This window comes from Prosthecobacter sp. (assembly GCF_020439865.1).
Taxonomy (GTDB): domain Bacteria; phylum Verrucomicrobiota; class Verrucomicrobiia; order Verrucomicrobiales; family Verrucomicrobiaceae; genus Prosthecobacter.
The window spans coordinates 67,803-81,107 of record NZ_JAGRPF010000149.1 but is presented as its reverse complement, the minus strand read 5'-3'; the positions used below and the strand labels follow the sequence as shown (position 1 = coordinate 81,107).

Annotated in this window: 10 protein-coding genes; 5 read left to right on the top strand and 5 right to left on the bottom strand. The window is 59.8% G+C overall.

Annotated features, from left to right (window positions below):
- From KDL09_RS18685 to KDL09_RS18670, 4 genes are all read right to left on the bottom strand, one after another.
- On the bottom strand, positions 1–262 hold a 262-nt coding region (locus KDL09_RS18685), incomplete at its 3' end, for a DUF1501 domain-containing protein (RefSeq protein ID WP_294388569.1).
- Between the two features lie 5 nt (positions 263–267).
- Positions 268–726, bottom strand: a complete 459-nt coding sequence (locus tag KDL09_RS18680) for a nucleotidyltransferase (RefSeq protein WP_294388566.1) — start codon at positions 724–726, stop codon at positions 268–270.
- Between the two features lie 199 nt (positions 727–925).
- Positions 926–4,633, bottom strand: coding sequence for a DUF1553 domain-containing protein (locus KDL09_RS18675; RefSeq protein ID WP_294388565.1), 3,708 nt, complete (start codon positions 4,631–4,633; stop codon positions 926–928).
- The gene (locus KDL09_RS18670; RefSeq protein ID WP_294388560.1) at positions 4,630–5,415 is read right to left on the bottom strand and encodes an IclR family transcriptional regulator; all 786 of its coding nucleotides are present in this window, start codon (positions 5,413–5,415) and stop codon (positions 4,630–4,632) included. Before KDL09_RS18670 ends, KDL09_RS18675 begins: the two co-directional genes overlap by 4 nt.
- A 206-nt stretch (positions 5,416–5,621) precedes the next feature.
- On the opposite strand from KDL09_RS18670, the gene queF reads away from it, so the two are divergent.
- Both queF and queC read left to right on the top strand, forming a co-directional pair.
- Positions 5,622–6,053, top strand: coding sequence for a preQ(1) synthase (gene queF, locus KDL09_RS18665; RefSeq protein WP_294388557.1), 432 nt, complete (start codon positions 5,622–5,624; stop codon positions 6,051–6,053).
- On the top strand, positions 6,050–6,712 hold the full coding sequence (gene queC / locus KDL09_RS18660) for a 7-cyano-7-deazaguanine synthase QueC (RefSeq protein WP_294388554.1): 663 nt from the start codon (positions 6,050–6,052) through the stop codon (positions 6,710–6,712). The genes queF and queC overlap by 4 nt, the downstream gene beginning before the upstream one ends.
- Here queC and KDL09_RS18655 read toward each other — a convergent pair.
- A complete protein-coding gene (locus KDL09_RS18655; RefSeq protein WP_294388552.1) occupies positions 6,694–8,151 on the bottom strand; it encodes a sigma-54 dependent transcriptional regulator in 1,458 nt (485 codons plus the stop codon). The two genes, queC and KDL09_RS18655, sit on opposite strands and share 19 nt — an antisense overlap.
- A 111-nt stretch (positions 8,152–8,262) precedes the next feature.
- Between KDL09_RS18655 and KDL09_RS18650 the strand changes: the two genes are divergently transcribed.
- The 3 genes from KDL09_RS18650 (at position 8,263) to KDL09_RS18640 (ending at position 13,304) form a co-directional block, all read left to right on the top strand.
- Positions 8,263–8,865 carry a TetR/AcrR family transcriptional regulator gene (locus KDL09_RS18650; protein WP_294388549.1) on the top strand — a complete coding sequence of 201 codons (603 nt, stop codon included), beginning with the start codon at positions 8,263–8,265 and terminating at the stop codon, positions 8,863–8,865.
- A gap of 62 nt (positions 8,866–8,927) precedes the next feature.
- Positions 8,928–10,082: an efflux RND transporter periplasmic adaptor subunit gene (locus KDL09_RS18645; protein WP_294388545.1), complete on the top strand. Its 1,155-nt coding sequence runs from the start codon at positions 8,928–8,930 to the stop codon at positions 10,080–10,082.
- 33 nt (positions 10,083–10,115) lie between these two features.
- Positions 10,116–13,304, top strand: coding sequence for a multidrug efflux RND transporter permease subunit (locus tag KDL09_RS18640; RefSeq protein WP_294388542.1), 3,189 nt, complete (start codon positions 10,116–10,118; stop codon positions 13,302–13,304).
- Position 13,305 lies beyond the last annotated feature (1 nt).

Sequence of the window (13,305 nt, the reverse complement as noted above, 5' to 3'; positions counted from 1 at the left end):
TGTTGAACTGCGTCTTCTTGACCACGCCCGGCATCGGCTTGCCCTCGAACTTCTTGAGCATCGGCTTGTGATCGAAGGAATCGACATGCGACACACCGCCGCTCATGTAGAGAAAAATGACGCTGCGCGCCTTCGGCGCGAATCGATTGGCGCGGTGCACGAGCACGGCCTGCGACTCTTCCTGCATCAGCCCGGCAAGGGCCGCCATGCCGAAGCCGGTGGAGGCGCGAGAGAGGATTTGGCGGCGGGAGATGGTGTTCATGGTCATTACTCGGGAGGGGCGCCAAAGAGTTGACGGAGATCGTCCAGATCCTTCGGCCGACCTGCGGCGATCTTGTTTTTGCGGAGACGTTCAAGATCGATGAAAGGCACCCGAACGCCAGCGACTCGGGCATTGATGCGATTCTCGTAACACTCGGGGAATGTCACACCATCGATGTGGTTTGTCACTTCGACGCGCATTGGAGGAAATCCAATGCGGACGATGCGTTTCTCCTCCTGAAACAGGGATGCCTCGGGCGGCGGGTTTTTGAAACCAAAGTCTTTGAACACCTTTTGAAGAGCCAGAGCGTTGCTGGAGGAGTTTTCGACAAAGAAGTCGATGTCGCCCGTGTAACGCGCGTAGCCGTGGTAGGCTACAGCATAACCGCCGACCACCACGTAGCGGACCCTGTGGCGGTTAAGCAACCGTATAAAGTCGCTGAAGTCTGTCGGCAGCGGGATCATACTTCGGGTGGTTGAGCTGCCGCATGGTTTCCACTGCCTGAAGGCGCTGTAGAGGGGTCATCGCACGCCATTCGGACCGCTCGCTCGCCTCCCGATGTTCGTGGGAAGCAAACGTGGTCATCACTCGCTGCATTCGAGGCTGGCTGCGCTGCATGGCTTCGAAGATGGCCGAAATGGGCAGGCTGGGAAAGAGCAAATTTCATTTCAGGTAAATGAACTCCTTCAGGTTGATGAGCGATTGGGCGAGACTGGTCCAGGCTTGGAGTTCCGGCGTGTCGCTGCTGGTTTTGGTGAGGGCTGATTCGAGCGCCTGGGTCAGTTGATCGCGCTGATCTTGGAGCTTCTTCAACTGGGTGCGCTGATCGCTGGTGAGTGTGGCGAGGATGTCGGCCTCGGTGATGGTGCTGGATTCGATGCGGGCGGTTTTGGCGATCTCTTCAGCGGTCAAGGCGCGATCGTAGAGGCGGGCGCGGAAGATGCGGCCGGAGAGGCCTTTGTTGCCCACGGGCGTGCCGTGGCGGCAGCCGAAGAGAACCTGGCTCACGTTGGGTTCGAAGACGGCGCCGGGAGCTTTGCGGTAGGTGCGGCCGTAGGGTTTGCCGTCGCGATAGCCGCTGATGGTGCCGTCGGCCTGATAGACGACCGCGACGTGCACGGGACGCGTGGTGGCCTCGGTTTCGGCAGGGCCTTCGAAGAGTTCGCTGCGTTCGAAGAAGTTGCTGCCGGCGACCCAGTGCGCGGGAGTTTTCTCGGCGAAGACGAGGGAGTCGAAGAGAACGCCGTCCTTGCCCTGCACGGTGAGCACGCCACCACCGCGCTGGGTGAGATTGTCGAGCATGACCCAAGCTTCGAGAGTTTTGGCCTTGAGTTGTTTCGGCAACGAACCGGACTTCGCCATCGATTTGCCATCGACAATGAGCGCGCCGTTTTCGACGTGAGCAGCACCGACAAGTTCGAGATCGAGACGGCCTTTGCTGTCGCGGCAATCCTTGTCGAAAGTCCATTCCGCGAGGGTTTCGGGCGTGTCGATCGGCGCGGTCGGGAGTTTGCGTTCGGCTTGAAGCTTGGTGCGTGCGGGATCAAGGATGGCGGCGATCTGGCGGTTCAAGTCGCTGATCTTTTCCTCCTGCACGGCGAGTTCGCGGGCTTGATCGGCGCTCTCCTTTTGTAAAACGGCGAGATAGGCGAGGCTTTGCTTCACTTCGTCGTCTGTGGCTTCGCGGGAGTAGGCTTGGCGGAACATCTGGCGAACGCGCAAGTCATCGGTCCGATTCTTGGCGTCATTTACGACGGCGTTGGCCCAATTGCGTGACCAATCGATGACTTTGTTGTCGTTGAGCAGGGTGAGCGACTGCGCGGGGACGTTGGTGGTGTCGCGCTTGCCGCGGGTGGCGAAGGGCACGGGCGCGTCAAAGGTGGTGAGGAAGGGATCGAGGGAATTGCGGATGACTTTCACATAGATGCTGCGGCGCGGATCGCCGCTGCCGACGGATTCGCCATAGAGTGTGTGATCGAGTTTGCCGGACAAGGTGACGATGGAATCGCGAATGGCCTCGGCTTCGAGCCGGCGGATGCTCCAATGACTGAGGAGCTTGTTTTCAGGGTCTTTTTGCGCTGCGATATCAGAGGCGTGGGCGCTGCGCTGGAAGGCCTTGGAGGTGACCATGAGCTTGAGCATCTCTTTGATCGATCCACCACTGTCGATGAAGCGCTGGGCGAGGAAGTCGAGGAGTTCGGGATGCGTCGGCAGTTCGCCGAGTTTGCCGAAGTTATCGACGCTGGCGACGATGCCGCGGTCGAAGACGTGATGCCAGAGACGGTTCACGATGACGCGTGCGGTCAGCGGATTGTGCTTCATGTCCGCCATGCGTTCGGCGAGCTGCAAACGGCCGCTGCCCTTCGTGTTGAAGGGCTCGGGATTGAGCGCATCAAGGAACCGGCGCGGGACGAGATCGGAGGGCTGCTTGTGATCGCCACGCACGAACAGCGTGGCGTCTTTTGCGTCGGCTTCGATGACGCCGGGCACACGGGTGGGGAAGGGGAGTTTGCTTTCGAGTTCGCGGTAACGTGCGAGGAGCGGTGCGACGGATTCCAGCGACAGCTTCTTGGACTGCACCAATGCATTGAGCGCCTCGGCCTGCGAGTTGCCGAGTGTGTTGTTTTGCCAGGCGCTGATCAGTTGATAAGCCGATGCTTTCGAAGCTGCAGGCGCTTCGGGTGCTGGCATGCCCTTGGTGATGCGGACGTCGGTGATGCCGAACCATGAACGGTCGTTCGTGTATTCGGCCGGCATGTCGGCCGCGGTGGTGAGTTGTAGGAAGACTTCGTCGCCTTTCCAGAAATCGAGTTCGAGCGGACGCCACTTGAATTCCTCATCCTTGGCATCTTTCAGCACGACGGCCTTGTGAATAGTGCCGGTGCGCGGGTAGTTTTGGACGACATACTTGGCCTTCACGCCACCGTTTCCCGCGACGCGGAACCACAGTGTGCCCTCCGGGCATTCGAAGCGCTGGCTGAAGAGGACGGCGCGGTCTTTGGAGCTGATGAGGTCGGAGAAGTAGCCGCCGGGATAGATGCGAAGGCCTGCATCGGTGATGGCGAATTCACCGGCTTTCGTTTTGGCGATGCCCTGAGTGAACCATTCCAGATTGGCGAAGTGGTTGTCAGACACGTCCGGCTTTTCAGAGATGTCGGACTTGGGCGTGGTTTTCAGCCATTCGGTGATGAGTGTCTTTTTGATCTCGGCTTTGAGTGTCTTCAATTCGGCTCGGATGGCATCACCGGTGCCGGGGGCGTTCACGTCGATGACAGCGGGGTGCGTGCTGGTGAAGATGCCGTAGAGGGCGTAGAAGTCGGTCTGCGAGATGGCGTCGAACTTGTGGTTGTGGCAGCGCGCACAGCTCACCGTGAGCGACTGGAAAGCTTTCGTGATGGTGTCGATCTGGTTGTCGGTGAAAGTGACCATTTCATCGAGAGCATCGACGGGCGAGAAGCCGTGAAGGACCATGCGAAGCTGCGCGATGCCGATGGCGCTTTCATTGAGGCCGTTCTTGATTCGCGGATGCGGCAGGAGATCGCCCGCGATGGCTTCTTTGACCATCTGCGGCCACGGAACGTCATCATTGAAGGCGCGGATGAGGTAGTCGCGGTATTGGTGGGCGTAAGGGATCGCGGGATCGCCTTCGGAACCGTAGCTCTCGGCGTAACGCACCCAGTCCATGAAATGCCGGGACCACTTTTCGCCGAAGGCGGGAGAGTTTATGAGAGCGTTGATTTGGTCCGACGGTTCGGACTTGTCGGACGAGTCTGATGGAGGAAGTCCGGTGAGCACGTAGCTCAGGCGGCGTCGCAGAGTCTGCGCATCGGCTGGCGGCGCAGTGGAAATGCCTTGTTTGGCGAGTTCGGCATCGATGTATTCGTCGAGGGTTTTGTTCGCAGGCTGCTTCGAGATCGGCTGGAAGGACCACCATTCCTTGCGGCGCTCGAGAATGGATTTCCAGTCGGTCTCTTTGGCGATTTCTTCTTTCGACGGCGGCATGTCGCGCGGATCGACGGCACCATCGCGAATCCAGCGCTCGAAGTCGGCGATGACCTTGTCGTCGAGCTTCGCACCTGCCTTGGGCATCTTGAGATCATCATGCTCGTGCTTGATGGATTGAATCAGCAGCGAGGAGGCTGGATCGCCGGGCTTGATGACATCGCCCGATTCGCCGCCGGACTGCCAGCCGGGACGCGAATCGAGCAGCAGGCCGCCTTTCTGTTTTTTGGCGGTGCTGTGACACTCGTAGCACTCCTGCGCGAGGATCGGGCGGATTTTTGATTCGAAGAATTCGATCTGCTGCGGCGTCGGCGCACTGATGAGCTGGCCGAAAGAAACGAAAAAAGAAAAAGAGACGAGCCTCTTCATGCCAGCAGCCTCCGGGTGATGGTTTCAGCGGCTTCGATGCAAAGCTTGCCGGCTTTCTCAAATTGATCGCGCTTGAGGCGGAACGAAGGAGACATGACGGTGATCGCGGCGACGGGGTAGCGATACTCGTCGAGGATCGCGGCGGCGACGCAGTGAATGCCTTCGAGCCCCTCGGCGATGTCGGCGGCGAAGCCGCGTTTGCGTGTTTTGGCGAGATCGGCTTCAAGCGAGCTGCGCGTGGCGAGCGTGGTCGGTGTGAACTGCTTGAGCGTCACCGCGGCGAAAAACTTCTCGAGTTCCGCTGATGGCAGATGCGCGAGCACCGCTTTGCCGGGGGCGCAGGAATACATGGGCACCTGCAGGCCGACGGTGCTGCTGACTTTGATCGGCTGCGAGGAGATGCATTGCTCCAGCACGGTCATCTTGTGATTCGCGCAGGCGAGAAGCTGGGTTGTTTCGCCGGATTGATCGCGCAGCCATTTGAGCGACTCCAAAGCGCATACGACGAGGCTCTTCTCGCGCACCTGCGGGCGGGAGAGGTCGAAGAGCTTGTTCGTAAGCACGAAGCGCTTGTCGTCCTCGCGGCGCTGAAGGTAGCCGCGGTTATGCAGCGTGCCGGTGATGCGGAAGACGGAGTTCACGGGCAGATCGAGCTCGCGGGCGATCTCGGTCAGGCTCAGTCCTGCGCGGTGGCGGCCGAGGAGTTCGAGGATGGCCAGCGTGCGCTCGGTGCCGGGCGCAAGGGTGTCGTCGGTGAGGGGAATGGCGGCTTCTTTGATCATTCTGGATTTAGAAACGTTTCCAGATTTGGAAAACTATCGTGCAGGGCACAATCAATCAGGCATCCATTGGTAACAGCTCGGCGGAGGCGTTTCTGCCGATCATTTTGGCTTTCGCAGCGTGGTGCTTGTGACGGGAATCCGGCCACGTGCAGGGCAGGGAATCATCGCATTTGCATTCTCGCCTCTCTCCCGCATTCTGCGGGCACATGTCTCAGGAAAACGACCTCACCTTGCTCGGACGCTCCGAAAACCGCCTGCCGGCCTCGCCGGATGTGGCGGTGCTGGAGACCTTCCCCAATCGCACGCCCGGGCGGAACTACCGCATCCATCTCAGCGCGCCGGAATTCAGCTCGATCTGCCCCGTGACCGGCCAGCCGGACAGCGCGCATCTCGAAATCTACTACATCCCCGATGAGAAGTGCGTGGAGACGAAGTCGCTGAAGTTTTACCTCGCCTCGTATCGCAATCACGCCGCCTTCAACGAGGCGATCGTGAACCGCGTGCTTGATGACATCGTGAAAGCCTGTGCGCCGAAGCAGGTCGTGGTGCGTGGCAAGTTCGGCGCCCGCGGCGGTATCCAGCTTACCTGTGAAGCACGGTTTCCAGACATCGACGAAACGCTGCGCCTGCCCGAATGAAGACGCTCGTGCTGCTATCCGGCGGGATGGATTCCGTGACGGCGTTCCACTGGGCGCGTGCGGAGCATGACGTGGTTGGCGCGGTGAGTTTCGACTACGGCGCCAAGCACAATCACCGTGAGATTCCTCTCGCCGCCTGGCATTGCGCCGAAACCGGTGTGCATCACGACGTGATCGAACTCGACTTTGTGAACCGTCTCTTCGCGTCCGATCTGCTCAACAGCGGCGGCGAAGTGCCGGAAGGCCACTACGCCGACGAGAACATGAAAAAGACCGTCGTGCCCTTTCGCAATGGCATCATGCTCGCCATTGCCTGCGGCATTGCGGAAAGTCGTGAAGCAGAAGGACTCGTGATCGCCGCGCATGCGGGGGATCACGCGATTTATCCGGATTGCCGCGAGCCTTTCATGCAGGGCATGGCTGCGGCGATGCGCGAGGGCACGTATGCGAAGATCGAACTGCTGCGTCCTTTCATTCACCTCGACAAAGCGGGCATCGCGAAGCTCGGTGCATCACTCGGCGTCGATTACGGCAAGACGTGGTCGTGCTACAAAGGTGGCGAACTGCACTGCGGCAAATGCGGCACGTGCGTGGAACGCATCGAAGCTTTTCAACTCGCCGGGATTGACGATCCCACGGTTTACGACGCGGGCGTTTGAGCGGGCGGCGTCTCCGGCTGCATGCGGCGGCGGTGCGTGCGCACCATGTTCATGTCCTTGAGCTTGCGCTGCAGCGTGCGGCGGCTCATGCCGAGCAGTTCGGCGGCGACGGTGCGGTTGTTGCCGCTGCGCTGGAGGGCGGTGAGAATGAGCTGATGCTCGGCTTCGTTGACGTCGAGATCGCTCTTCGGCGACGGAGTGGCGGCTTCGGACGGTGTGGCATTGCTAGTCTTCGGTGCGCGCAGACTGATGCCGAGGCTGCCAGGGTTCAGGAGATACGAAGGCAGGTGCTTGAGCATCACACGACTGCTGTTGCTCATGACGATGCCGTGTTCGACGGCGGCACGGAGTTCGCGAATGTTGCCGGGCCAGTCGTAACGCATGAGCGCAGGCATGGCATCTTCACCCAGCGGCTTGTAAGCCTTGCCGTTGGCCTTGGCGAGTTCCTTGAGGAAATGATCTGTCAGGACGGCGATGTCGCTTTTGCGTTCGCGCAAGGGTGGCAGGTGGATGGTGACAACGCGCAACCGCCAGTAGAGATCCTCGCGGAATTTGCCTTCCTCGACCATCTTCGCGAGGTCGCGATTGGTGGCGGCGATGACGCGGACGTTGATTGAGATCGGCTTGCTGCTGCCAACGCGTTCGATGGTCTGCTCGCCAAGCGCACGGAGCAGCTTCACCTGCGTTGAGGCATCGATCTCGCCGATTTCGTCGAGGAAGAGCGTGCCGCCATTCGCCTGCTCGAAGCGGCCGATACGGCGTTCCTGGGCACCGGTGAAGGCACCGCGCTCGTGTCCGAAGAGTTCGCTTTCGAGGATCTGAGGCGAGAGTGCGGCGCAATGGACGGAAACGATGTTCGCCTTCGGGCGGCCGCTGAGGTTGTGAATCGCACGGGCGACGAGTTCCTTGCCTGTGCCGCTTTCGCCTTCGATCAAAACGGTGGCACGCGAAGGCGCGACCTGCTGGATCGTGTCGAGGATCGGTTTCATCACCTCGGACTGACCGAGGATGCCTTCGATGGAGAACTTGCGCTCCACCTGCTGTTTGAGCACGACGTTCTCATGCTCGAGGCTGCGGCTACGAAGGGCGCGTTTGATGAGCAACTCCACCTCGTCGAGGTTCAACGGCTTGGTGACGAAGTGGTAGGCACCACGGCGCATGGCCTCGACAGCGGTGTCCACGCTGCCGTAGGCGGTCATCATGATGCAGACCGGTGCCTTGGGAAGGGCCAGGGCGGCGTCGAGCAGTTTCATGCCGTCGTCCTCGCCAAGGCGAAGGTCGGTGAGCATGACGTCGATGTGGTCGTTCTTGAGGTATTCCATCGCCTCGGCGGCGTTCGAAGCGACGTAGCAGTCGAAATCATCTTCCAGCGAAAGGCGCAGGCCATCGCGGGTGTGCTTTTCGTCATCGACGATGAGGACGGTGGCTTGGTCGTTCATGGAGTGAAGGAATGGCACACTTTGGCGGGTTCGTGGGTGCTAGGCAATGACAGAGACGTGGTTGGAAGGAAAAATTGTTGACCGATCGTCTAGTAAGCGCTTTAGAGCCGCATGGGACGAACCTCGACCGCCAAAGACCGCCTGATTGAAGCCGTGCTGGAACTCCTCTGGACCGGCAGCTACGGCGGCACGTCGGTGGATCAGATTTGCGATCGGGCAGGGGTCAAAAAAGGCAGCTTCTACCACTTCTTTGAATCGAAGACGGCCCTGGCAATTGCGGGTGTCGAGCATGGCTGGACGGAGCATCGCAAAAAGCTCGACCAGACCTTTTCGCCTGTGGTGCCGCCGCTGGAGCGCATCTGGCGCTGCTTTCGTGAATTTCGCGAGGAGCAGGGTGAGATGCAGGCCAAGCACGGCCGGGTGCTCGGGTGTCCCGTGCACTCCTTGGGTGCGGAGGTGAGCACCACGGATGACCAGCTTCGGGACAAGCTTCAGGAGATCCTCGCCCAGTTCATTCGCTACTACGAGAGCGCCATTCGGGATGCCCATTTTCAGGGCGTGATCGAAGCGCCTGACGCGCCCGCCCTTGCACGAATCCTGTTTGCTTATGGTGAAGGGTTGCTCCTTCACGCCCGCATCTGGAACGACCTCAGTCACCTCGACGCCATGGAGGCTGGAGCCCGCCGGATTCTTGGCGTCAAAGACGGCGAGTAGCTCTTCTTTTGCATTCAAATTAACCAACTGGTCAACTTTCCACCCCAAAACCAACGCGCTCTGTGAAACCTCAAACCCTCCTCCCATTCGTTCTGCTCCTCGCCGCCTGTGGCAAACACCCAGACGGTGGTGGCCATGGCGGCCAGATGCCTCCGGCTCCGGTGACGCTCGCACCGGTCGAGCAGCGAGAACTTGTCGAATGGGAGGAGTTCACGGGGCGCGTCGAGCCGGTGGAAACGGTCGAATTGAAACCCCGTGTGTCCGGCTACATCACCGAGGTGCATTTCGACGCCGGAGTGCTCGTGAAAAAGGGTGACGTCCTCTTCACCATCGATCAGCGGCCGTTTGAAACGAAACTCCGCGCCACACGCGCCGAAGTGAGCCGCGCCAAAGCCAATGCGGATGCGATGGAAAGCGAGTTCAAACGCGTGGGTGAATTGCTGGAAAAAAAGGCGATCGCACCAGAGCAGGCGGAGGCGCGAACATCGGCGCATCTTCAGGCCAAGGCCGCTCTCGAAGCTGCCGAGGCAGCCGAGCACAGTGCGGAAATCGAGTTTGAGCACAGCACGGTCAAGGCGCCGATCTCGGGACGCATCAGCCGTGCGATGATGACAACGGGCAACTACGTCACAGCCGGCTCCACATTGCTCACCAGCATCGTCACCGTCGATCCGGTGTATGTGTATGCGGACATCGACGAAAACAGCCTGCTCAAGCTCCAGGCGCTGCAGCGTGACAACAAGACCTTCACCAACGGCAATGGGCACATGCCGGTGGAACTGCAGCTCTCGAACGAGGATGACTTCCCTCACAAGGGCCACCTCGAGTCCTTTGACAACCGTCTCGATGAGAGCACGGGGAGCATGGTGCTGCGCGCCGAGTTTCCCAATGCGGACGGCAAGCTCACGCCGGGCCTGTTCGCGCGCATCCGCATTCCGATGACCGGGAAGTACAAGGCGCTGCTCGTCGATGAAGAGAGCATCCTCACCGATCAGGCGAACAAATATGTGCTCGGCGTCGATGAGTCGAAACAACCGATGGTTTCGGTATACAAAGCCGTCGCGCTCGGGCCGGTGATTGATGGCAAACGCATCATCCGCAGCGGCGTGAAGGCCGGTGACAAAATCATAATCAACGGCCAGGCGCGCCTGCCGCAGCCCGGAATGCCGGTGGCGCCGACTTCGGATGATTCGGCGAAGAACACCGCTGCGAAGTAATCGCGAGGCGAACCTCATTCCCCAACTCGCTTCATGAATTTCTCATCCTTTTTTATCACCCGACCCATCTTCGCGGGCGTCTTGTCAGCGCTGATCTTCATCCTCGGGGCGCTCTCGCTCTTCAAGCTGCCGATTTCCGAATATCCCGAAGTGGTGCCACCCACAGTCGTCGTGACGGCGAATTATCCGGGTGCGAATCCGAAGACCATCGCGGAAACGGTCGCCTCGCCTTTGGAGCAGTCGATCAACGGCACCGAGAACATGCTCTACATGGACTCGCAGAGCACGGCGAACGGCGTGATGACGATGAAGGTGACCTTCAAGGTCGGCACCGATCTCGATCTGGCGCAGGTGCAGGTGCAGAACCGCGTCGCACAGGTGCTGCCGAAGCTGCCGGAGGAAGTTCGCCGCTTTGGCGTCACCACCGTGAAGTCCTCACCGGACATCACACTCGTGGTTCACATTCTGTCACCGAACGACCGCTATGATGAGATTTACCTGCGCAACTATGCGACTTTGAATGTGAAGGACGAGCTCTCCCGTCTTCCCGGCGTGGGGCAGGTGAACATCTTCGGCGGTGGTGATTACGCGATGCGCATCTGGATCGATCCCGACAAAGCCGCCGCGCGCGGTTTGACCTCCAGTGACATCGTGAATGCGATCCGCGAGCAGAACATCCAGGTTGCTGCGGGTGCCATCGGTCAGCAACCAGCGGAGGATTCCGCGTTTGAACTCACCGTGAACGCAAAAGGCCGTCTCATCACGGAAGAGGAGTTCGATCAGATCATCGTCAAAACCGGTCCGCATGGCGAGAAACTGCGCTTGAAGGATGTGGCGCATGCCGAACTCGGTTCGGGTGATTACGCGATGCGCAGCCTGATCAACAACAAGAAGGCCGTCGGCATGGGCGTCTTCCAGCTTCCGGGATCGAACGCACTGGAGGTTTCCAAGGCCATCCGCGCTCGCATGAAGGAGTTGAAGACGAAGATGCCGGAAGGCGTCGATTACGCCATCGCCTACGATCCGACCGTCTTCGTGGACAAGTCCATTGATGCGGTCATTCACACGCTGATCGAGGCGATTCTGCTCGTGGTGATCGTGGTGGTGGTCTTCCTGCAGACGTGGCGCGCGTCGATCATCCCGCTCGCCGCGGTGCCGGTGTCACTCGTCGGCACGTTCGCAGTGATGAACGTGCTGGGATTTTCGATCAACAACCTGAGCCTTTTCGGCCTCGTGCTGGCCATCGGGATCGTGGTGGATGATGCAATTGTCGTTGTTGAGAACGTCGAACGTAACATCCGCAACGGCCTGAGGCCTCTTGAAGCGACGAAACAGGCCATGAAGGAGGTGACGGGGCCGATTGTGGCCACCGCTCTCGTGCTGTGCGCGGTCTTCATTCCAACGGCGTTCATCAGCGGCCTGAGCGGCCAGTTCTACAAGCAGTTCGCCGTCACCATCGCGATCTCCACGGTCATTTCGGCGATCAATTCGCTCACGCTTTCGCCCGCACTCTCCGCGTTGCTGCTCAAAGGGCATCACGACAAGAAGGATATCCTCACGCGTCTCATGGATGTGCTGCTGGGCTGGTTCTTCCATCCGTTCAACCGCTTCTTTGAGTGGTCGTCGAACGCGTATGTCGGCATCGTGAAGCGCACGATCCGCTTCAGCATCATCGCCCTGATGATCTACGGCGGTCTCGTGTGGGCCACCTATCGCGGTTTCCAAATTGTGCCCGAAGGCTTCGTGCCGGGACAGGACAAGCAATACCTCGTCGGCTTTGCGCAATTGCCGGATGCCGCGTCGCTCGATCGCACGGATGATGTCATGCGCCGCATGTCGGAGATCGTGATGAAGCATCCCGGTGTGAAGGACGCGGTCGCCTTCCCGGGGCTGAGCATCCATGGCTTCACCGCCAGTCCGAACAGCGGCATCGTGTTCGTCTGTCTCGACGACTTCGAAAAGCGCACCACGCCGGAATTGTCCGGCGAGGCCATCGCGAATTCGCTCAACGGCCAGTTCATGGCCATCCAGGATGCCATGGTGCTCGTGCTTCAGCCACCGCCGGTGAACGGCATCGGCACCACGGGCGGTTACAAGATGATGATCGAAGATCGCGGCAACATCGGCTACACCGAGCTCTACAAGGCCACGCAGGCACTTGCAGGCGCGGCGATGGGCAGTGGCAAGTTCATGCCAGTGTACTCCGGCTACACCGTGAACGTGCCACAGCTCGAAGCTGACGTGGATCGCGAGAAGGCGAAAGCGCAGGGCGTGCCGCTCGCCAATCTCTACGAGACGCTGCAGATCAATCTGGGCAGCCTTTACGTGAACGATTTCAACCGCTTCGGCCGCACCTATCAGGTGGTGGCGCAGGCGGAGGAAAAATTCCGCGATGATGTGAGCGACATCACGCGTCTGAAGACGCGCAACATGACGGGAGAAATGGTGCCCGTGGGATCGCTGGTGAAGGTCAAGGAAAGCTACGGCCCTGATCGCGTCACCCATTACAACGGCTACCTCGCCGCCGATCTCAACGGCACCACGCTGCCGCCGCTCAGCACCGGTCAGGGGGAGGATCTTATCTCGAAGATGGCGAAGGAGATGCTGCCGCCCGGTTTTGAGTTCGAGTGGACGGATCTCACCTATCAAAAAATCATCGCGGGCAACACGGCCATTTACATCTACCCGCTTTGTATCCTGCTCGTGTTCATGGTGCTCGCCGCGCAGTATGAGAGCCTGCGCCTGCCTCTGGCGATCATTTTGATCGTGCCGTTGTGCCTGCTCTTCGCGCTTGCCGGTGTGCATCTCACGGGGGGCGACAACAACATCTTCACGCAGATCGGTTTCATCGTCTTGATCGGCCTCGCATGCAAAAACGCCATCCTCATCGTCGAGTTCGCCAAGGAACGCTTTGACCACGGCCTCAGTCCATTCGATGCGGCCATCGACGCCTGTCGTCTGCGTCTGCGTCCGATTTTGATGACGTCCATCGCCTTCATTGCGGGTGTGTATCCGCTGGTTGTCTCCACCGGCGCCGGTTCTGAAATGCGTCGCGCCATGGGCACGGCGGTGTTCGCCGGCATGATCGGCGTGACCTTCCTCGGCCTGTTCTTCACGCCGGTGTTTTATGTTCTCGTCATGAAACTCGGCCGGCGGAAAAAAGAGAAAGCCGCCGAGTCCGAATCCCAACCTCTTCAGCCTGCACTTAGCGCCGGACATTAAG